Source organism: Thermogemmatispora sp. (assembly GCF_019683635.1).
Taxonomy (GTDB): Bacteria; Chloroflexota; Ktedonobacteria; order Ktedonobacterales; family Ktedonobacteraceae; genus Thermogemmatispora.
The window spans coordinates 16,253-36,309 of record NZ_JADGIA010000027.1 but is presented as its reverse complement, the minus strand read 5'-3'; the positions used below and the strand labels follow the sequence as shown (position 1 = coordinate 36,309).

Here is a 20,057-nt window from a genome sequence, read left to right as displayed (position 1 = left end):
TGCTTTCAGTTGTGACGGCGGCCCGGCCCAAAATCGCCGACTATCCCTTTACCACCCTGACGCCGAATCTGGGCGTAGTCCAGCTGGGTCAGGCTGGCAGCGCCGACCTGTTGAGCTTTGTGCTGGCCGATATCCCGGGGCTGATTGAGGGAGCGGCCCAGGGGGCGGGCCTGGGGCTGGAGTTCTTGCGCCATATCCAGCGTACGCGCCTGCTCATCCATCTGCTTGATGGCGCCGCCGAAAACGATCCCTGGGAGAATTTCCTGGCCATTAACCGCGAACTAGAGAGTTACGATCGTCGGCTGGCGCGCCGTCCGCAGATTGTGGTGCTCAATAAGATGGATCTGCCCCAGGCACGAGATCGCTGGCCGGCTCTCAAGAGGCGGCTTGAAGAAGCGGGCTATCCGGCCTTTGCTATCTCGGCAGCGGCCCATCAGGGAACGACCGAGCTGATGCAGGCCGTGGCTCGGCGCCTGGAGGAGATCAAGCGCGAGGAGCAGCAGCAACAGGCTCTGGCCGCTGAACCTCCCGCGCAGGGTCCTGTCTTGCGACCGATCCCCGAGGATGCCTTTACCATCAGCAAAGAAGATGGGGTCTTCGTTGTGCGAGGCAAGCGAGTCGAGCGAGTGGTCAGCATGACCCGTCTCGATAGCAGAGAAAGCATGGATCGTCTGCAGGTGACCCTGGAGAAGATGGGAGTGACTCGCGCTCTAGAAGAAGCGGGCGTACAGGTAGGCGATGTAGTGCGCTTCGGCAAAGTTGAACTCCTGTGGGGCGAATAGTGGCCTCGCAGGCCCGGACGCGCCGGTCTCCCGGCCTGGTGCTGGTCTGGCCTGCGCCGACGCCTTGACGCCCATTCGCTGATAAAGCAGGCGGACTAGCGATGAGGGGCAGGCGAAGGGAGGGGGCTAGACTGTCCCCGGCCTGCCCCTGGCTGGGGGCCTGCAGAGCATGAGTGAGAGGCGAGAAAGCAGAGAAAGCAGAGAAAGCAGGTGACCGCGACTGCCTCCATCCTTGCTAGGTGCGGGCTGGCGCCTTGCCTTCTACAGGGTCCCTCTGGTGCAGCCCTGGTGCAATCGATTTCGCCCCTCATATGCTGCTTTCTGTGCTATACTTTAACGTTGAAGCAGAGAACTTTTATAATGGCTGAAGTCTTTCTCCTAAAAAGTCCGCGTAGTAAAGCGCGCTGCCATTATGGAAGAGAAGAGTGACCGCACAGATGGGTGAAACACTAAACATACTCTTTCGCACCCGCGCTGAGGGCGGCTTTTCCGTGGAGGTTCGAGATAGCTGGTCCGGGAAGAGTGTCAGCGGCGACTTCATTCCCCCGTTTACTCCGCGCTCCCTCACCACGCTGCTCAAGCGCCTCGATCGTCAAGAGATTGATGGTCAGGGTCAACGCGAAATCGGCGAACGGCTCTTTGCGGCCCTCTGTGGCAGGCAACCCGGTACGTCAGGGCGGGCTAATGCTCGCCCAGCTGGTGCTCGTGAACAGGCGGAAGCCGTCGGCGGCCTGTTGCACACCGTGATTCAGCGCACCCTGCGTCGTCGTGGCACGGTGGCGCTCACGCTGAGCTTTACCCCCGGCTGCGATGAGTTCATTCCTTATCCCTGGGAGCTGTTGCACAACGGAGACTATTTCCTGGTAGCCACTGGCGTCTTTACGCTGACCCGCATCCTGCTGCGTCCCGATGAGCCGGGGGGTTGCGAGCTGCCTGTGCATCCACCCTTGCGCATCCTTTACATAGGGGCAGCCCCTACTGATGGCGAGCCGCTGGAGACCGAGCGCAGCTACGATGCCTTGCGCCGTGGTCTGGCGCGCCTCGTCGAGAGTGGCCAATTGATTCTCGACCGTCTAGAGCCGTGCACCTTTAGCGAGCTGGTGCGTTATCTCAATGCCTATGGCGGCGCCGGTATCCTGGACGATAGCGAAGTGCAGACTCCCTGCTACGTCGTCCATTTTGACGGCCACGGCGACTATGGGCGAGTCTGTCCACGTGAAGAATGCGGAGCCTTCAACGAGCCAGACGAGCGACGCTGTCAAGTCTGCGGTACCTCGCTGGCGCGTGTCAGCGCCCAGACCTACCTCTGTTTCTGCGATGAGCAAGGGAAGCGCTGCTACATCGATACTCATTCTCTGCGTGAACTGCTCGTTACCAGCGATGTGCGCCTGGTCGTGTTGGCGGCCTGCGAAACGGCGCGTCTGGAACGCGAGCGCTCCCGTCAGCGGCAGGTGGCCCTGGACAGCTCGCTGGCCACGGCCCTTGTGACAGCCCAGATCCCGGCGGTCGTGGCTATGCCCTTCTCGCTCCAGGACAACCTCAGCCCGGTCTTCATCTACCATTTCTACGAGGCCCTGGCGAGTGGGCGCACCCTTGAGGAAGCCCTTTCCCGCGCTCGCCATGCGTTGCTCTCTCCCCACCACAATGGCTGGTTTATCCCCGTCCTCTATCGGCATGCCAGCCCAGGCTGTGAGGAGCCAGTCCCTCTGCTGGCGCAGGAGGAAGAGACTGAAGAGCATGAGCTAGCCCTGACCAACTTCCCCATCCCGACCTGCTTTGTAGGACGCGAACGTGAGATTAATGAGCTGACGCAGCTCATTACCGCTGCGGTCCAGGCCGAAGAGGAACTTCCCGGTCTGCGCAGGCAGCAGCCGCGTTCGAATCTGCGCCAGATTGTGCTGACTGGTCCGGTCGGCATTGGCAAAAGTGCCCTGGCCTTGGAAGTGGCGCGGCGTAACCGTGACAAATTCCCGGGCACGGGGGGTCTCATTGGCATTACGCTGCAGGGAGGAAAGACCTTCGCTGAGGCCGTCGTCGAGATGGCTCATGCCTTTCCCGGTCTGGCCAGTCGCTTGACGCTGACCCCAGATCTGCGTCAGCGAGCGCGCCATCTGCTCAATGCCTTGCATGCGCGCTCCGATCGTGAACTGCCCTGCCTGCTGCTCATCGATGGCTTTGAGGAAGTGACCGATCCGACTGAGTCAAAGCTCTGGTTGCGCTTCCTCGGTGAGCTGCCCGAGCGGGTTGTGGTGCTCTTGACCTCGCGCTCTCATCCGGCCACGCTTGGTCTGCAGGAAGGGGCGACCTGGCGCTGGTATGAGTACCCTATCGGCAAGATGACCGACCAGGACCTGCTCCACCTCTTTAGCGAGCTGGCGGCCCAGAGCGGTCTAGACAAGCGCATTCACCTGGACGATCCAGTCCAGCAAGAGATTCTGCGCGAGATCTGTACGCTCCTGGATGGCTATCCTCTGGGGGCGGAACTGATCTTCGGCGCTGCCCGCTCCATTGGCGGCAAGGTCTTTACGCCTGAAGCAGCCACCCGCTCGCTCGAAGAGATCCGCGATGAGCTGCGTGAGACACCACTGGCGGGGATCTGGGCCGCCCTGGAGGTTGCCTATCTGCGTCTCTCGCCTACGGCGCGGCTGCTCCTCTCGTATCTCTCGGCCTTTCGCCTCCCCTTCAGCACCAATCAGATCATCATGCTGGTGGCCCCCCATAGCTCGGAGAGAGCGGAGTGCAATCCTGCGGCGGCCCTCCAGGTCCCTCCTGTCGAGCCATTGGAAGAGCAGGGGAGAGCTGTAGCCGGAGGAGAGCCTTGCAGCACCGGCGCCATCGTTCCCGGGGAGCTAGCCGCCAACTGGCGATCGGCTCGCGATGAGTTGGTGCGCGCCTCATTTATGGGTTTCGATGGGCGTGTCTACAGCATTCACCCGCAGGTACGCAACTTTGCCCTCTCCCACCTGCCAGGCGAAGAACGCCGCCGCGTGCATCGGGTGGTGGCAGCCTATTACCTGGGGCTGCCCCATCTCAGTCCCGAGGAGTGGTTTGCCGCCTTTGAGCACCTTGTTGGGGCTGAGGAGCTGGAGGAAGCGGTGCGCACTGCAGTGCGAGCCTCCTGGGCCTTGCGTGGGCGCGGCTATGCTTTCCAGCTGCTGGCTATCCTGCGTCGCGCTGGCTCCTATGCCGTGCGCATCGAAGATAAAACGGGCGAGGGCCAGATTCAGTCTTGCCTGGGCGCTATTCTTCGTCAGCTCGGCAACTATACCGAGGCCGTAGCCTGTCTGAAGCGCAGCCTGCAGCTGCATCAGGAGCAAAATCAGCAGGAAGAGGCCGCCTGGTCCTTCTACGAGCTAGCCATGCTGGCCTGCGACGAAGGCAACCTTGGCCAGGCAGCTGACTATGCGGCACAGGCGCTGACAAGCTTCGAGCAAGGAGGCAATCCTAGAGGACGGGCCTGGGCCTCCCTGGTTCAAAGTGTAATCCTGCGCCGCGCCGGTCGCTACCGGGAAGCCCTTTCTCGCTCTCGCCTGGCCCTGACAGAGTTGAGGATCAATGGCGACCAGGAGGGGGTCGCCTGGGCCTCGCTAGAGTGCAGTCGCATCTGGCTGGCCCTCACCAACTACAGCGAGGCTCAGGCTGCCTGTGAGGAAGCACAACGCCTCTTCACCTCTCTGGAACTACGGACAGGGAGCGCCTGGACTCTGCTGCAGCAGGCCCAGCTTGCCCTGGAGCACGCGCGTCTCGATGAAGCCGATCAGGCCAGCGCACTGGCCCTGGAGATCTTCCAGGAGCAAAGTATGCGTCCTGGGGAAGGGTTGGCCCTCTGTATCCGGGGGGAAGTACGCCGCGCCCTCGGCGATTGGGGAGCGGCTCGCAGCTTCTACGAGAAAGCGCTGACCATCTTCACCAGCCTGGGCAATCGCGTCGACCAGGCCCAGGTTCTCACCGCTCTCGGTGGCCTGGTCCTCGCCGAGGGCGCTCTTCACGAAGCCGGCGAATATTTCGAGCAAGCCCTCTCCCTGGCTCAGGAACAAGAGGCGCGTCCGCTGACGGCCCAGGCCTTGCGTGGTCTGGGCGATACAGCGCGCCTGTTAAGGGCTTTCAGCGAGGCCCGAGCCCGCTACGAAGAGGCCCTGGCACTGGCGACCGAGCTAGGAACCCCACTGGAAATCAGCGCTATTCACGTGGGACTGGGTGAACTGGCCTGGGCCCAGGATCAGCGTGCCCAGGCGCAGAAACACTGGGCTCAGGCGCTGCTGCTGGATCAGCGCCTTGAGCATCCGGCCCGGCGTGCCCTTCAGCAGCGCCTTGAAAGCCTCCTCTCTGAGAACGGCGATCAGACAGAAGCTCTGGCTGATACAGCAACCTTGATCACCCTCGAAGAGCGAGCTGACGCCGCCTCGGAGGCCTCCTGAGCGAAAAGGGCGGAACCAGGACAGGAGACAGGACATCAAGCGCGCTCAAACAGCCCATCGCCGAGATCCAACAAGAGCCTGGGACCCCGTCCCTCCCTCGGCGATGGGTGACGCCAGTCTGGGGAGCACGGCAGAACCAGACTGCTTCAGTCTGGTTCTGCTAGAGCCGTTGCTGCGAGGGATGACTGGAACGTGCGCCGCGGTGCAAGAGACGCTGTAGCCAGCTCAAGGGAGAGTGCGAGCGTCCCCGCGTTCTCGCTGCCTGGCTGCTCCCTGTTGACGTTGGTTTCCGCTCTTCCATGCCTGTCGTTGCGGCCAGGTGTCGTGCCTCTGGCGCACTATGACCATTGTAAGAGGTTTCCAGGCGAGTGTCGCGCGGGAGCGCCTCCGGCGGCAGCCTGTCACTACCCGAGGTCGACTGGCGCTCCGCGGTCTCCTCAACTGTCTTAGTCACTGGCAAAGGCCAGGACTCCTGCACTGCCTCCGCCTCCGTCCCGCTCACTGGCTCGTGTGGATTGGGCACATCTGCCGGGCCAAGATTCCCCGTAATCAGCGGTGGCTCCTGCTGTCTGAGCAGATCTTCCCGCTTAATCGGCTGGGTCTCCTGCTTCTCCAGGGCCAGGCGGCTATCCAGCTCCTCCAGCAGGCGAGCAATCGCCGGGCGCAGGGCGCGGTTGCCCGCTGGAATCCTGGTCCATTGTGCCAGGGCCGCTGGATAATAGCCGGCGCGGTAGCAATAGAGACCAAGCATAGCCCGAGCATCGAAGATCGTCATTCGTTGCCAGAGCGCCAACTCCTCAGCCGGTGTCTCGATGACATCCTCGCTGGCCTCGATCACCTCCACCAGGTGATAGAGCGGAATACCCATAATGCGATAAGGGAAGCCATAGTAGAGCGCCAGACGTCGGCGGCGCGAACGCTCGGGGGGGTGCTTCCCAACAAAGTAGCGCCGGGTCCACGAGCCGCTGGACCAGACGATCCAGGCCAGGAGCAGAACCAGAATACGGCCCAGATAGCGCTGCCAGGTTTCGGGCGCTAAGCCAACCATCACCCCGAGGACCGCAAAGCAAGCGCCCAAGGCCCAGGCCCCATAGACCAGGCGGCGCCGATCCCAGCCCAGCAGATCGAAATGATGGTGCAGCGGTGTCGCCAGGAAAGGTCGGGGGAACTCTGTATGGGGAATGAACTCGCGCGTACTCGCGAAGCGCAGTATATGTAGCTGTCGGCGGTAAAAGCGTGTAATCAGGCGGGCCGAAAGAGCCGACAGGCCCTCCAGAACGAAAGCGGCGCCCACCAGGAAGAGCAGCGTCTCCTGGCGATCGAAAATAGCGATCATCGCCAGGAGGCCGCCCAGAGCCAGGGCCCCGCTATCGCCCATATAGATCTGAGCCAGGCGTTTAGCACTGCTGCGCCGTCCGCGCGCGGCCCAGGCTGACGGCCAGTTCCAGGGGAGATAGCCGAGCGTACTGCCAGCGCAGAGCAGCGAGAGCACCTCGACCACCTGGCCCTCGGGACGGTCGATAATACCGGTGGTCACAATGCCAAAGGCCAGCGCTGCGCTAAAGACCAGGCCGCCGGCCAGTCCATCGAGTCCATCGCTAAAATCCACCGCCAGCGAGGTCACACTGCCAGTCACGCCCGTCATCAGCACCAGAAACACCAGCCAGGCATAGTAAGCCAGCTCGCCCGGATGCAGAGGGCAGGCGCTCATCTCGGGGCTGGCATTTGGACAGATCAAATGGCCGATGATGGGGAGTCCAATATATGGACTGTAGGACTCAGGCCCCTTTGGGGTCAGGAAGAAATAGCATGCTCCTGCGGCCACCGACAAGACAAACAAGCTACTGAACTTCGCGCGTTCCGACAGACCCTCCTTGCTATAGACCTTGTGCCAGTCATCGACCAGGCCGATCAGCATAAAACCGAGCGTTGCGCCCAGGCCGATCAGCAGGAGCGTCCACTGCTCGCCAGTATGGAAGAGCAGATAGCCAGCAACCAGTCCTGTAATCAGCATGGCCAGTGTAAACGAAGGCCCGCCGACCAGGGGCAGCTCAATGGTTTTAATCTCGCGTCCGCTGGCGGGCAGGTCCGAGCGCAGATCGGAACGGTGGTGGCCAGGTTTATGCTCGCCGCTGCGGAACTTTGGAAAGAGCAGTCTGGCGATACCGCAGAAAATCAGGCTGAGCAGTGCCGAGACCACGAACGTCAAAATCAGAATAACCGGCACCAGATAGGCATCAGGAATAGCTGGTAGTCCCATACGATTTACTCCCCCGGGGCGAAAAGAGGCCCGGACACCATGCTGGCTAGTCTTGGCTCAAGCGAGGCCTGCTGATCTCTCTCCACCCGCATGATTTTTCTGCAGTAATTAGTTCTCTCCACCTGGTAAAAGAAGTAGAAAGCAAAAACATACCATATTCACTGGACTAGCGCATCGATACCAAGCACAGACGCTCTTCGCCGCTGGAAAAAGCGATAAGCCACTAGAGAGTCGAAGTACTGCTGTCATAGCCGAGCCGTTGCAGCTCTTCGAGAGCCACCTGGCGCTCATTCCAGGGCAGCTTCTCGCGGCCAACGATAATGCTCTGCTCATGGCCCTTACCGGCCAGCAGTACCGTATCGCCGGGGCGAGCGGCGGCCAGCGCTGTGGCGATCGCCGTGCGGCGGTCGGCGATGCACAGAAAATCGCGGCCCTCCTGCTTTCCTGCAGCTATTGCTCCTTTAGCGATCTCTCGCAGGATTTTCAGGCGATCTTCTTCCCGTGGATCTTCATCAGTAATAACGAAGAAATCGGTCATTTGGGCGGCCACGGTGCCCATCGCTGGGCGCTTTTGGACATCGCGCTCGCCGGCGGAGCCGAAGACCAGCAGCAAGCGGCCTGGAGTCAGAGGGCGGAGCGTTGTCAGGACCTTCTGCAGGCTATCGGGTGTATGGGCGTAGTCCACGATCACAGAGAAAGGCTGGCCAGCGCTTACATGCTCCATGCGCCCATTCACGCTACGAGCGTGGGCCAGGCCCTCGGCGATCTGCGTCGGACTCAGCCCCAGATGGTAGGCCACCGCGATAGCGGCCAGGCAATTGCTCACATTAAAGCGGCCCACCAGGCGCGTTGCCATAGGAACGGGCTGGGACTCGTGTGGAAAGCGCACAGCGAAGCGCGTACCGGCAGCCCCCAGCTCCAGCTCCGTCACCTGGAAACTAGCGGGCGTATCGATTCCGTAGTCCAGGATGGGGGCGCGGCAGAAGGGCCGCAAGAAAGCAAAGCTACTATCGTCGCGGTTTAGCACTGCTGCCGGGCGGGTTGGCAGCGCTTTCCGGCGATCTGGATCGAGCATCTCGAAGAGGCGCGCCTTGGCCCGGCGATAGTTCTCGACGGTGCCGTGGAAATCCAGATGCTCCGAAGTAATATTGGTCACCACGCCCACATCGAACTCGCAGCCGCGTACGCGAGCCAGTTCCAGCCCATGAGAAGTGGCCTCGATCACGGCGTGGGTGACGCCGGCATCGAGCATGCGTCGGAGCAGAGCCTGAATCTCCAGGGCCTCCAGCGTACTCTGGCGAGTGGTATTCTCCCACTCCTCTCCCTTGATTTTAAAATTGGCCGTCGTCATCAGGCCGGTGGCCAGGCCGGCGGTCTCCAGAATTGTACAGATGAGATTACAGGTTGTTGTTTTGCCATCGGTGCCAGTGACGCCGATTGTCCAGAGCTGGCGAGCCGGATAGCCATAGAAGGCGGCGGCCAAATCGGCGAGAGCGCTGCGCACCTCGGCCACCTCGATATAGGGCAAAGGCAGGGGAGAGGAAGCGAAGCCCTCCAGGGACTCGCCAAGGGCGGCCACTGCACCGCGTGCGGCGGCCTCGGCCAGAAAGCGGCGGCCATCGGTATGCACACCTGGCACAGCAATAAAGAGCGTGCCTGGCTCGACGCGGCGCGAGTCATAGGCCAGCTGAGAGACCGTCAGCTGCTCCACGGCAGCCGTCTCAGCTAGAGAGCCACCGGGGTAGATAGCCCGCGGTGGCGATGGCAGAGCGGCCAACAGTGTCTTTAGAATCATCTTACTCCAGAGAGAAACAGACTCTGTGCAGACCTCTAATGAACGGTGCTTCTAATAATAGATAGTACGAGTCCGGTGATAAGGTCGCATATCGGGTATGCGCTGACTGAGCAGCCAGAGCTGCTGGTCGATCTCGATGGCCTTCATGGGCAGGCCGCGGGCGGCCAACGCCTGGCGGAGCAGCTCGCAGGCCCAGACCGTGGCCGCCCGGATTTCGATCTCTTCCTCGCTACCGGCAGGGAGAGGCTCCTGCTGATCGATCCGGTTGGCCAGGGTGGGATGATACTCCAGCACCCCGAAATGGCGCAGCACCTGGGGTAGCTTATAGTCGGCGAAGATCGTCAGCTGGTCGAGATCGTAGAAGGCGCCCCAGCTCTGGCCACGGAAAAGCGCATGAAGATCGGCAACGCAGATCTGGGCGCGCTTAAAGAAGCGCACCTCGCGCTGACGATAGCGGGCTACATCGCGGAAGGATGGAAAAGCCTCGACGAGCAGCTGCACCAGACGCACAGCACTGCCCGCGGCCTGAGCAACAGCCTGAGAGAATTGCCCTTCGAAGCGCTCCAAAAGAACGCGCCCGACTTCGTGAACGTGGGTCAGGCGCTCCTCAAAAAGTGGGATCTGCTGCTCCTGCTCGCTGCGGAAGATCAGCGCCAGCTCCTCGCGGCTCATATCACGTAAGTAAGCGGCATCCCATATGGGTCGACCCTCTTCTACCGCGCGCGTCAGGGCGGCGGCCTCTGCCCAGTAGCCGTTGAGGCGCTCCCCCTGGTAGGTGATACCCCAGCGCGGCTGATCTTTCTCGGGCCAGAAGCAGAAGTTGAGCGCATCGAGCAGGAGAATCCAGTTAACGCTGCGTTCGCTACCATCGAAGAAATGGTAGCGGTCATAGCCGGCTGCTAGCCCGGAGGCGCTGGCTCCCGCCGGGTTGATCAGCTCCGGCCAGCGCTCACTGAGGGCCTGGATCTGCTCGCTGTTCATCCAGACGTGCTCACCTTCCTCTACCACGCCGCGGGTGCTGCTGAGCACCCCTAGTGGGTCCACCTCGACAGCCGGGAGCATTTCCTCGTGGTCCCCGCTTTGGTTCCAACTGTGCATCTTCTTTCGGTTCGGGTTGTGATGCCCTCGCTCAAGCGTCAGATTCTGGGTGCGATCTCTTCCCGATTCTAGCGGCAAGGCCCCGGTTCGTCAATTGCGTTGGGACCTTATGCTGCCGCTTCGCGCCCGCTCTCCCTCCTCGCCCAGTTAATAGATACATCTAAATATATATATTCTATGCTCTTGCATTTCTTTTAGATATGTGGTATGCTCTCACCCAGAGCATGCAAAGACATGCTCTCATGGGAAGTCTCTCTAAAGTGAAGAGAGGGAAGGAGTGTACTGTGGAAGAACAGCAGCTATGTAAGCTCGTCCATCGCCTCTATAATGATGAAAGTTTCCGCCAGGCGTGTTTCAACGATCTGGAGAGCGTTGCCGCCTCCGAGCATATGGAGCCTCTGGTGCTTGATGTGCTCAAGAAGCTGATCCCGCATCTTGCTCTTGGTACGTCGCTGGGTCCTCCCATGTGGTGGTGGCATCCGTGAAGGGTGAGCAAGTGATGGGAGGAGGATGTAGAGGGAGGCGGGCAGAGCTGTGAGGGAGCGAGGTGAGTCGGGCAGCATGAGCGAAGACGGGGAGACGAGGGCCAGGGAGGAGGTCTTTGGGGAGGCGCTGGCTTTCCTCTGTGGGCGCCTGGAGCGTCTGCTGGCTGAGGTACCTGCGCCGTTGCGCGAGGATGTAGCTCTGGCTTTGCGTCAGGAGGGTAAGCTGCTCGCCTGGCGGGCGGCGTCAAGCGCTGAAGCTCACGTGGAGAGACTGAGCGAGCCGCGGGCGGGAAGGTGGCCCTTGCTGACTTTCTTGATCGCGCGCTCTCTGGGTCCTGCCGTTGCCCTGGATTATGCCGCCGGGGCAGCTCTGGCGGTGGAGTGTCTGGTCTGCGCCATTGATATCTTGGACGATCTGGTTGATGATGATCAGACACCGTTGCTGCAGACTGTGGGCGAGGCACGTGCCATCAATGCCGCTGCCGCCTTGCTGGCCCTGGCTCAGCAAGCCATTCTGACGGTCGCTCCTGGGGCTAGGGCGCCCGCCGCCGAGCCACTGGTGCTCTTGGGAGAGCTGCAGGCGGCAAGCCTGGCCTGCCTGGCTGGTCAGCAGAGCGACTTGCTCGCTGAGGCGCAGCCGCTCAGCGCCTATGGTCGTGAGGACTGTCTGGCGCTGGCTGCGGCAAAGGCCGGCTCTCTCATGCGCCTGGCCTGCCGTCTCGGGGCCCTGGTTGCTGGTGCCTCTCCTCCTCTCTGCGAACTGTTCTCCCATCTGGGGGAGCTGCTGGGGATCGCCGGCCAGCTCGACAACGATTGTCATGATCTGCATGCCTCGCTGGCTCCCTCTCCGGCGCTCTCCCGGCCAAAGTCCGATCTCCGTCGCGGGAAAAAGACGCTCCCGCTGGTGCTTGCTGTCTCCACTGGCTGCTCTCCCAACGAGCTGTTCGCCCTGCAGCACGGTGCTCCTATCAGCAGCGCTCTCTCCGCTCGCCTCGCTGAGGCAATAACCGCCGCCTGGAGCATCTGCCTGCTCTATCGCGAACGCGCTCGCCTCTGCCTGCGGGCTATCGAGGAGTGCCAGCCTCTTCCGCCCGAATTGCATCAGCTACTCGGATTATGATTGAGAGGATCTCGGGTGTTCAAGAGGGAGTCTATGACGAGGAGAACGCGCTCGTTTCCGAGGGTCGGGCGTCTGGTGGCGATTCTGGTGCTGGCTCTAGCCTATGTTGTGCTCCTGGGGGGTGACGCCTGGGTCTTTTTCCCGCACAGTCTCTATCTACCTTACGCTTTGCTCCAGTTCGGTGTCTCAGCCCTCGCAGCCCTCCTCTTTCTAGCGGTTGGAACCCTGGTCTGGCTCTATGCTTATCGCCGTGGGGTGGCGCTGCTCTTGCTCTGCTTCTGCACCTGCATGATGGTGACTTTCCTGGTGCAGACCGGCGCCGCCGTGGGCGATATGCTGCTCTCGGTCATGGGAGGGGTCAGCAGTGCCCTCTCGCTGCTCCTCTTCACCACTCTACTGCTCCTCTTCCCGCAGAATATGCTGGCTCCTCCGCCTTTGGCGACCTCCTCTGTTCAGGCCTGTCGCTCCTTCGGGCGTCTGCTACGTTTGCTTTTGCTCTCTTTGCTTGCCCCGGCCTATCTTGGCCTGGTGGTCCTCTTGAGCTTGCTCGTCACCTGTCATCTGGCCTTCTATGATTGGGGGACCAGTCCACGCCTGGCCTGGCTCAATTTTGTTGACTACACCTACTACCTCTTGACCCTGACCGGCATTCTGACCTCGATCGCCAATCTCTATCGGCGCACGGCCACCCTGCGTGAGCAGCAGCAGCGCCGTCTCTTTATGGGGGCGGTGATCCTTGCTTTTGCTCCCTTTCTGCTCTTGAATGTTCTGCCCTGGTGGTTGCATATCCCCCTCCGTGTCGATCCTCGCTTTAGCACCCTCCCCCTGGCCCTCCTACCGCCACTACTGGGCTATTCGATCTTACGCTATCAGATCCTGGTGCTGGACCGCTATATTCGCCGCGTCGTGGCCTGGATTGTGGGCCTGGTCGGCCTGGTGATGCTGGCCTATGCGGTGGCGGTTTTGGCTTTGATTCTTCCCCTGCCGGATCTGCCGGCGCGCACGCTCTTGACGGTGGCGCTGATGGCCATCCTGGCGCCGCTCGTCTGGTGGCTGGCCCGTATCCTGACGGAGCGGCTCTTCTTTAGCGAGTTGTGCCATTATCGACACCTGCTGGAGACCCCTCATCCTTTGGAGAGCGAAGGTGCGACCCTCGATGAGGTGGCGCAGTTAATGAGCGCAGCGGTGGTCAATGTCTTTGAGACCCGTGAGGTCTGTCTCTTTGTGTTCGATGATGAGAGCGGCTACTATCGCCTCTGCCCAACCCTCTCCTACGCCGAGCCGGGCGACGAGGCGCGCCTGCGCCTGCTCCGTTGGCTGTTGCCAATGGAGCCAGAGGAGGCCCTCGGCGATAATGGCTGGCTGACCCTGACCCCGCCGCTGGTCGAGCGCTTGACTCAGGCTCGCTTCCCGCTGCGACTCAGCGAGCTGCAGCAGTCCTTTGGACGTAGTCCTCTCGGTCTGGCGCGCTACCTTCAGGTCACTGTTCCTTATCAGGAGCTGGACCCTTTGCTGGTTCCTGTGCGGGCCCAGGGGCGTCTGATCGGCGTCCTGGTCCTGGGCGAGCGCGGCGATCATCAGCCCTATGCCGGCCCCGATTTCGAAGCCATTGAGCTGATGCTGGCTCGCTTTACGCCACTGTTGGAGACAGCCCGCCTCTCGGCGCGGGCCAGCCGCCATGCGGCTATGCTCAATGCACTCTATAGCGTCAATGCCTTGCCAGTGAGCGCCATCGAGACGATCGAAGATGTGGCGGTCAACTATGCAGAAGTGGCCGCGCGCGCTGGCTCGGCTGGCGCTGAAGTCTGGCTCTACGATGAGCAGGGGGCTTGCCTGCGCCGCGTCGCCTACCTGCCCGGGGGGCCACCGCTCTCTGCTGCCCAGCAGCTTAACTCGCTTCAAGAGGACGACTGGCGCCCCTGGTTCTATGAGGGGAGCGATATGGGGCCGGGGCTGGCCCGCGACCACGCGCTCTCTCCTCATATTCCTCCCTGCCTGCCTCAAACGCCCGCCTTCCCCTTCGCCTGGCTCCCTCTCAGACGCGCTCATCGCCGCCTCGGCGTTCTGGTACTGACCTACGCCCGCGCTCACCTCTTCTCCTGCGAAGAGAAACATATGCTGGAGATGTTCTCTTCGCAGTGCGCGACGATGCTGGAAAATGCCAAGATCACTTTGGAGCTGCGCGCCGCTTATGAGCAACAGAAGGAACTCGATCGCCTCAAGGACCAGTTCATTATGACGGCCTCCCATGAGCTGCGCACTCCTCTGACGGCTGTGCTCGGTTATATCGAATTGCTGAAAGAATATCATATGCATCTTTCGCCAGAGGTGCGAGAAGACTTCATCGCCCGTGCTCATCGTGGCTGTGATGAACTGGTGCTGTTGGTCAGCAACATTATGGATGCAAGCCGCGTGCATATGGATGCGGAGCGCCTGAAGCTGGAGGCCGTCGAGCTACGCAAGTCTGTCCAGCATGTCGTTGATATTCTGGATGCCCTCAGCACGCGTGAGCGGCATTCCTTGCGTGTCCATGTGCCAGTAGGGGTCTATGTGCTGGCCGATGAGCTGCGGCTGCGCCAGGTCCTCCTCAATCTGCTCAGTAATGCCCTCAAGTATTCTCCCCCCGGCACGGATGTCGATATCTTGTGTCGGATCGAAGAGCGCTGGGTGACCATTTCGGTACGCGACTATGGGCTGGGCGTGCCGCGCGAAGCGCAAAAGCATCTTTTCGAGCGCTTTGTTCGCCTTGATCGCGATATGAACAGTCCAGTGCGTGGCGCCGGGCTGGGACTCTACATCAGCGAGCAGCTCGTGCAGGCAATGGGAGGGCGGATTTGGGTGGAGAGTAGCGGCGTGCCAGGTGAGGGGAGTACCTTTTCTTTCACCCTGCAGCATGTCACTGCGCCACGTCCCAGGAGTGAGGCGCCACGCAGCGTGCGTCGCGAGATGGCCTGTTGAACTGCCGTGCTGCACTAAGCGAAGGAAAAGCAGGCTCGGGTCAAGAGGCCGGCGGCCAGGGAAGAGCAGTGCAGGGGGCAGCGGGGACAGTGACCGAGTTGAGCGGGAGTGAGGGGCAGCGTGCTAACCAAAAGCTGTACCTGAATAGCTCCGCCGCAGCGTCTCTTATGAGGAAAGAGCTTGTGGGTATTCCCCACTCGCCTGTTGCCCTAACGTGGAGTCTTGCTTCTACGCGTAGAGGGAGCGCTATCCTCATGAACGCACTACGTCGAGCAGCTGCTGGCACCATCACCGCGCGTCAGCGAGAGGTGCTGACCTATCTGGCTCAGCGAGATCACTGGTCAGTAGGCGAGGTAGCCACCCTAATGGGGGTCAGTTCGGCGGCAGCCACCAAAGTCTTGGCTCGTCTGGAGCGCAAGGGCCTGATCACACGTACCTCGAATGCTCTCGACCGACGCTGTGCAGATATCACGGTCACTCGCGCGGCGCTCGCCTTATTGCAGGCGGAGGCTACGGATGAGAATCCGTAGCCTGATCTGCTTGAGCTGACTCTGGACTTGACTGGGGAGCTAACGCTGGGTCGGACGCTGCGGCGGCAGCCGCCGCAGCGTTGGTGCGGCTGGCTCCGGTCGAGGTGCTGGCATTCTCAGCAGTGTTGGTCGTCCTGGCCTCTTTGAGATAGCCGCGCTCCTGGGCATAGCGCCAGAGCGATTTCTGCAGCTGGCGACGTGCCCGCGAGATGCGGCTCATCACCGTACCGATAGGGATCTGTAACGCCTCGGCGATTTCCTTGTAAGAGAGTCCCTCGATGTCGGCCAGAATGACCGGCATGCGGAAATTAGGCGGCAGCTCCATCAGCGCATTGTAGACATCCTCATCGAGATAGCGCTGAAGTACCTCCTCCTCGGCCCCGGCAGTGACTTCGTTGCCAGCCAGATCTTTGATACGATTGTACAGGTAAAACTCTTCTCCCTCGGGCAGCGAGGTGGTCGCCGGATGGGTTGACTGGCGGCGGTAGTGGTTGATGGCCGTGGTGTTCAAGATACGAAACAGCCAGGCCCGCAGATTGGTGCCGGGATGGTAGGTGTGAGCGAAGCGAAAAGCTTTAAGCATGGTCTCCTGTACCAGGTCCTCGGCCTCCTGGGGATTGTTGGTCATCCGTAGCGCCGTGCGATAGAGGCTGTCAAGCTGGGCCAGGACCCCTGCCGTGAAGTCCTCTCGCGGGAGGGCTGGCCTCTTCCCAGCTGCATCGCTTCCGGTAGTCACTGGAGTATTGACAGAAGTGATAGGCTGTTCAGACATGCAAATCTCCCTCTATCCTCTCTCAACCGGACGACCACTGTTGCGTTGTCTCGCGGCTGCGATGGAGTCTGCAATAGGGACAGAAGCAGGGTCAGCCCGTACCAGGCGGGCCGATCGCTGCTGTGGCTGTCTCCTAGGAGTCTAGGAGGCTGCTCCGTGCAGCGGTAGGGCGTATCATCGGTGACTGTATTCATTGTGGTCTCGGCTCTGCAGAGGCTCTTTTCCGAGCAGAACCTGCCTTTCGCGTACATTCTCCTGCACAGAACCGCAGTAGGCGGTACCTCACTAGACAATAGGCTGTTTCTAGTATAGCCGATAGATCGCTGCTCAAACTAGCCCCTTCTGATGGAGCAAGATGGCGGGAGCGAGTCGGCTCATGGCTGACCGCGGGCTACCGATTTTTCTTTACTCGATACACGGCTCAGGTCCTCTTTTTCGTTCTCTGGCCCGTCTTGCCTGACTCTCCCTTGTTCAGCGGCTGGGCGCTACGATACGATAGCAACCAGTTTCCTGCCTCAACCCAGCATTTTCTCGGCTTCCTGGGGACAACATACCAGAAAAGAACAGGCTGGTCAACCAGGTAGCTGCGGGTTGCAGGATGGAACGGCCTGATATACTGAGCGAGCTTATGCTCACGTAGGGACCTGCCGGGGAAAAGGCAAGGAAGCATTTCCCCGGGGAATGAAAATCACCTCACCCTCTGTTAAAATGAACAGATAAGAAAACCAGCCTCGATACTTGAGGAGAGAGAGCGAGTGAACAACCATGAATTGCGTTGAAGCGATAGCTCGTCTCCATCTGTATATCGACCGGGAACTCAGCGCCGAGGAAGTTATCACGGTCCAGCAGCATCTGGCTCGCTGCTCGCAGTGTGAGAGCCGTTTTCGCTTTGATGAGCGTCTTAGAAGGCTCATTCATGAACGCTGTACGATTGAGCGTGCCCCTGCTCGTCTACGCGAGGCAGTGATGCGCCTTGCTCAGACGCCCCCCGATGAGCCACTGGAGCTTGATCCCGAGCTTGAGATGGAGCTGAGAGCGGATATCGCTCTGGAAGAGTTTGTAGAGTGAGCTGGCTGGCTGGTTGGTTGGTTCGGTTCGCTGGCGCACAGGCGAGCCAGACCATGATCCTCACAGACAGTGGCAGTGCCCTGTTCCTTTATCTTTCCTGCTGACTTTTTGTCTGCCTGCCTGTCAGTGTTTCGACCTTGTGAGTACTCCTCGTGTGTGACCAGCGCTCGCAGTAAGGGGCCTGGTCCTGGCGCAGGAAAGCAAGCCGGCGCGGAGACATCCCCGGTCTCTGTTTCTGTCCCGAGTGCCCAGAAGGAGGCAGTTGTCTCCTCACCGGCTTCGTTTCTTCCTCTGCGAGGAACGTGGAGCGAGCCAGCCCAAGCAGCTCCGGTGAGCCTTGCTGAGAGTGACCTTGCTACTCCGGATGCGATTGGCGTTGCCTCCAGGCTGATCTGGAGCCCGTCGCGGTGGGCGCTGTTGTCTCTCACGCAGGCAAGGCTCAGAGGCTCAGGCCCCAATTGAAATAGTGGTTGAGCGCAGGCAGCAAATTGAAAAAGATCGCCAGCCCAGCCAGGGCCATAACGATTCCTGTGGCCACCTCGATCTTCCCCAGGTGTGGCTTGAGGAGCTTGAGGGCCGCACTGACCTGGTTGAGACCCAACCCGAGCAGGAGGAAGGGGAGGCCCAGACCCAGCGAGTAGCTGAGCAGCAGGAGGACGCCTTCGCGCAACGTGGCGGCGTTGGCGGCCAGGCCGAGAATGCTGCCGAGAATCAGCCCGACGCAGGGGGTCCAGCCGATGGCGAAGACCAGCCCAATCACGAACGAGGCCAGCGGGCCAGGGCGAGCCGGGTGGAACTCAAAGCGTTTCTGGCGCGAGAGCAGCGGAATCTGAAACAGACCCGTAAGATGAAGACCGATGATAACGAGTAGAACGCCGCCGATCTCACGCAGCAGGAGCTGATTGGCTCGCAGGAAGGAGCCGAGCGCGCTCGCCGTGGCTCCAAGAGCGACAAAGGCACAGGTGAAGCCCAGCACGAAGAGTGCAGCATGCAGGAAGGTTGTCAAACGTGCTGTTAGGCTACCGCCTCCGCGGGTCGATTGATAGACACTCTCGCCCACCAACTGCGCCAGGTAGATTGGAACCAGGGGCAGGACGCAAGGCGAGAGAAAGGATGCAAGCCCCGCCAGAAAAGCGACGCCCACGCTCACTTGCGATCCCATAGATGCCTCTTCTCCTCAAGCAACAAAGCACCGGATTCGGACAGGGTCCGATGGATGATCGTTTAACGATCGCTCGTAGTATAGCGAAGATTGGCCAGCCCTGCAAGGTGGCCTCCGCCTGGCGGCGGGAAGGCAAGCCTGCTGGTGCAGGCGGCCCGTCTAGCCGCTAGCCACTGTGGGCGTAGCCGTCGCCAGAGGGCATAGCCGGACCTGGCTCTTGATCTCCTTTGCCTGAGCGCCCGAGCAAGCGCTGAAGGTGCTGCCAGAGACCGGCCTTCTCTGCCTGATCGTCTGGGGGCACTAACTCCGTCTCACTCGCTCCTCGGCCAGGCGCTGGTCCCTGCTGGGGAGGACGTTCCAGCAGAGAGGCGTAGCCAGGACTACTGTGCCATTCTCCCTGCCCGGCTGGCTCCGTCAGACCTGGCCGATCATGAGCAAGCTCGGGCGGAAACTGCGTTACTGAGCGCTGGGCCCGCCACTCGGCGAACGAGGGCCGCTGCTCGGCCAGGCGCGGTCGACGCGGCGGCTGCACGGCGAAGGCCCGTGGATTGGTCGGAGGTAAAGGGGAGAGCGGTCCCCCGCTTGTGGGCGCACGAGGCTCCTCGACCCTCAGATTCAAGGCGCGCAGCTCCTCGGCCATCTGCCGTGCCTGCTCGTAGCGCAGCGTCCGATCGCGGGCCAGCGCCTTCAGAATAATCTGCTCCAGGCCCGGAGCCAGCTGAGGATTCAGCCAGGATGGCGGGCGGAGCTGACCGCTCGTGATGGCCTGCGTCACCTCCGGCAGTGTGCGCCCGTTGAACGGACGTTGCCCAGTCACCATCTCGTAGAGAACTACGCCGAGGGCATAAATATCGCTCCGGTTGTCGAGCGGCTGGCCCCAGATCTGCTCTGGGGAGGCGTAGTAGATGCTGCCGACCAGCGTCCGGGCCACCGTAATGCGTTGCAACCCCGGCGCGCGCGCCAGCCCAAAATCCATCACCTTGATCTTCCCCCAGCGGTCCAACATCAAGTTTTCTGGCTTGATGTCGCGATGGATCACATTGCGCTCGCTGTAGGCGCAATCGAGCGCGTCGGCAATCTGGGCCGCATACTCGGCGGCCAGATGCTGAGGGATTTGGCCATCCAGGCGCAGCAGGCTACCCAGCGTCGGCCCCTGGACATACTCCATCACAAAGTAGAGCACGCCTTTTTGCTCACCGGCATCGTAGATCTGAACAATGTTGGGGTGGTTCAGCCCGGCGATGATACGGGCCTCGCGGATAAAGCGCGCAACGTAAGATGTGTCTTTGGCCAGGGCATGAGGCAGAATCTTAATGGCGACATCACGGCCAAGCGCGAATTGTTTGCCGCGGTACACCATCCCCATCGAACCACGCCCTATTTCTTCTTCCAACAGGTAGCCACCCAGACTCTGTCCTGCCAATTCATTCATGTGCGTGAACGCACTGGCTCCCCTCTCGTGCGACACCGTGCAAAGTAGAGAGGCCAGTGCCCCCTCCATTTCTGCGTTCCTGCAATGGCCCCTTATCCTCTCGCTGATTGCCAGCCTGGTGACCCTAGCTTGCAAAGCCCAATCCGGCCTGCTGCCAGGCCGCCAGGTGCTCTCTCA

General features: G+C 61.1%; 13 protein-coding genes. 7 read left to right on the top strand and 6 right to left on the bottom strand.

Translation table 11 applies throughout. From position 1 onward, the window contains the following. Positions 1 to 782 (top strand): Obg family GTPase CgtA (cgtA, locus tag IRZ31_RS05230; RefSeq protein ID WP_297150559.1); only part of this gene is annotated, 782 nt, incomplete at its 5' end. Between the two features lie 437 nt (positions 783 to 1,219). Continuing rightward, positions 1,220 to 5,200, top strand: coding sequence for a tetratricopeptide repeat protein (locus tag IRZ31_RS05225; protein WP_297150557.1), 3,981 nt, complete (start codon positions 1,220 to 1,222; stop codon positions 5,198 to 5,200). Positions 5,201 to 5,360: 160 nt separating this feature from the next. On the opposite strand, the gene IRZ31_RS05220 is transcribed toward IRZ31_RS05225, so the two are convergent. The 3 genes from IRZ31_RS05220 to IRZ31_RS05210 all read right to left on the bottom strand — a co-directional run bounded on the left by IRZ31_RS05220 (position 5,361) and on the right by IRZ31_RS05210 (position 10,317). Further along, positions 5,361 to 7,460: a hypothetical protein gene (locus IRZ31_RS05220; protein WP_297150554.1), complete on the bottom strand. Its 2,100-nt coding sequence runs from the start codon at positions 7,458 to 7,460 to the stop codon at positions 5,361 to 5,363. A gap of 223 nt (positions 7,461 to 7,683) precedes the next feature. After that, positions 7,684 to 9,255, bottom strand: coding sequence for a UDP-N-acetylmuramoyl-L-alanyl-D-glutamate--2,6-diaminopimelate ligase (locus IRZ31_RS05215; RefSeq protein ID WP_297150551.1), 1,572 nt, complete (start codon positions 9,253 to 9,255; stop codon positions 7,684 to 7,686). Between the two features lie 51 nt (positions 9,256 to 9,306). Beyond that, on the bottom strand, positions 9,307 to 10,317 hold the full coding sequence (locus IRZ31_RS05210; RefSeq protein ID WP_297150548.1) for a queuosine salvage family protein: 1,011 nt from the start codon (positions 10,315 to 10,317) through the stop codon (positions 9,307 to 9,309). Between the two features lie 320 nt (positions 10,318 to 10,637). On the opposite strand from IRZ31_RS05210, the gene IRZ31_RS05205 reads away from it, so the two are divergent. The 4 genes from IRZ31_RS05205 to IRZ31_RS05190 all read left to right on the top strand — a co-directional run bounded on the left by IRZ31_RS05205 (position 10,638) and on the right by IRZ31_RS05190 (position 15,446). Then, on the top strand, positions 10,638 to 10,838 hold the full coding sequence (locus tag IRZ31_RS05205) for a hypothetical protein (protein WP_297150546.1): 201 nt from the start codon (positions 10,638 to 10,640) through the stop codon (positions 10,836 to 10,838). A gap of 76 nt (positions 10,839 to 10,914) precedes the next feature. Next, on the top strand, positions 10,915 to 11,958 hold the full coding sequence (locus IRZ31_RS05200; RefSeq protein ID WP_297150543.1) for a polyprenyl synthetase family protein: 1,044 nt from the start codon (positions 10,915 to 10,917) through the stop codon (positions 11,956 to 11,958). A 33-nt stretch (positions 11,959 to 11,991) separates the two neighbouring features. Beyond that, positions 11,992 to 14,916, top strand: coding sequence for an ATP-binding protein (locus IRZ31_RS05195; protein ID WP_297150540.1), 2,925 nt, complete (start codon positions 11,992 to 11,994; stop codon positions 14,914 to 14,916). Between the two features lie 254 nt (positions 14,917 to 15,170). Continuing rightward, positions 15,171 to 15,446, top strand: a complete 276-nt coding sequence (locus IRZ31_RS05190; protein WP_297150537.1) for a MarR family transcriptional regulator — start codon at positions 15,171 to 15,173, stop codon at positions 15,444 to 15,446. On the opposite strand, the gene IRZ31_RS05185 is transcribed toward IRZ31_RS05190, so the two are convergent. Then, complete coding sequence (locus IRZ31_RS05185; RefSeq protein WP_297150534.1) at positions 15,427 to 16,218, bottom strand: sigma-70 family RNA polymerase sigma factor; 792 nt, start codon at positions 16,216 to 16,218, stop codon at positions 15,427 to 15,429. The two genes, IRZ31_RS05190 and IRZ31_RS05185, sit on opposite strands and share 20 nt — an antisense overlap. A gap of 765 nt (positions 16,219 to 16,983) precedes the next feature. Here IRZ31_RS05185 and IRZ31_RS05180 point away from each other — a divergent pair. After that, positions 16,984 to 17,286 (top strand): zf-HC2 domain-containing protein, encoded by a 303-nt coding sequence (locus IRZ31_RS05180; RefSeq protein ID WP_297150531.1) that lies wholly within the window; start codon positions 16,984 to 16,986, stop codon positions 17,284 to 17,286. Positions 17,287 to 17,725: 439 nt separating this feature from the next. Here the strand turns inward: IRZ31_RS05180 and IRZ31_RS05175 are convergent, their stop codons facing one another. Both IRZ31_RS05175 and IRZ31_RS05170 read right to left on the bottom strand, forming a co-directional pair. After that, positions 17,726 to 18,448: a cytochrome c biogenesis CcdA family protein gene (locus tag IRZ31_RS05175; RefSeq protein WP_297150529.1), complete on the bottom strand. Its 723-nt coding sequence runs from the start codon at positions 18,446 to 18,448 to the stop codon at positions 17,726 to 17,728. 166 nt (positions 18,449 to 18,614) lie between these two features. Then, positions 18,615 to 19,880, bottom strand: coding sequence for a serine/threonine-protein kinase (locus IRZ31_RS05170; RefSeq protein ID WP_297150526.1), 1,266 nt, complete (start codon positions 19,878 to 19,880; stop codon positions 18,615 to 18,617). Positions 19,881 to 20,057 lie beyond the last annotated feature (177 nt).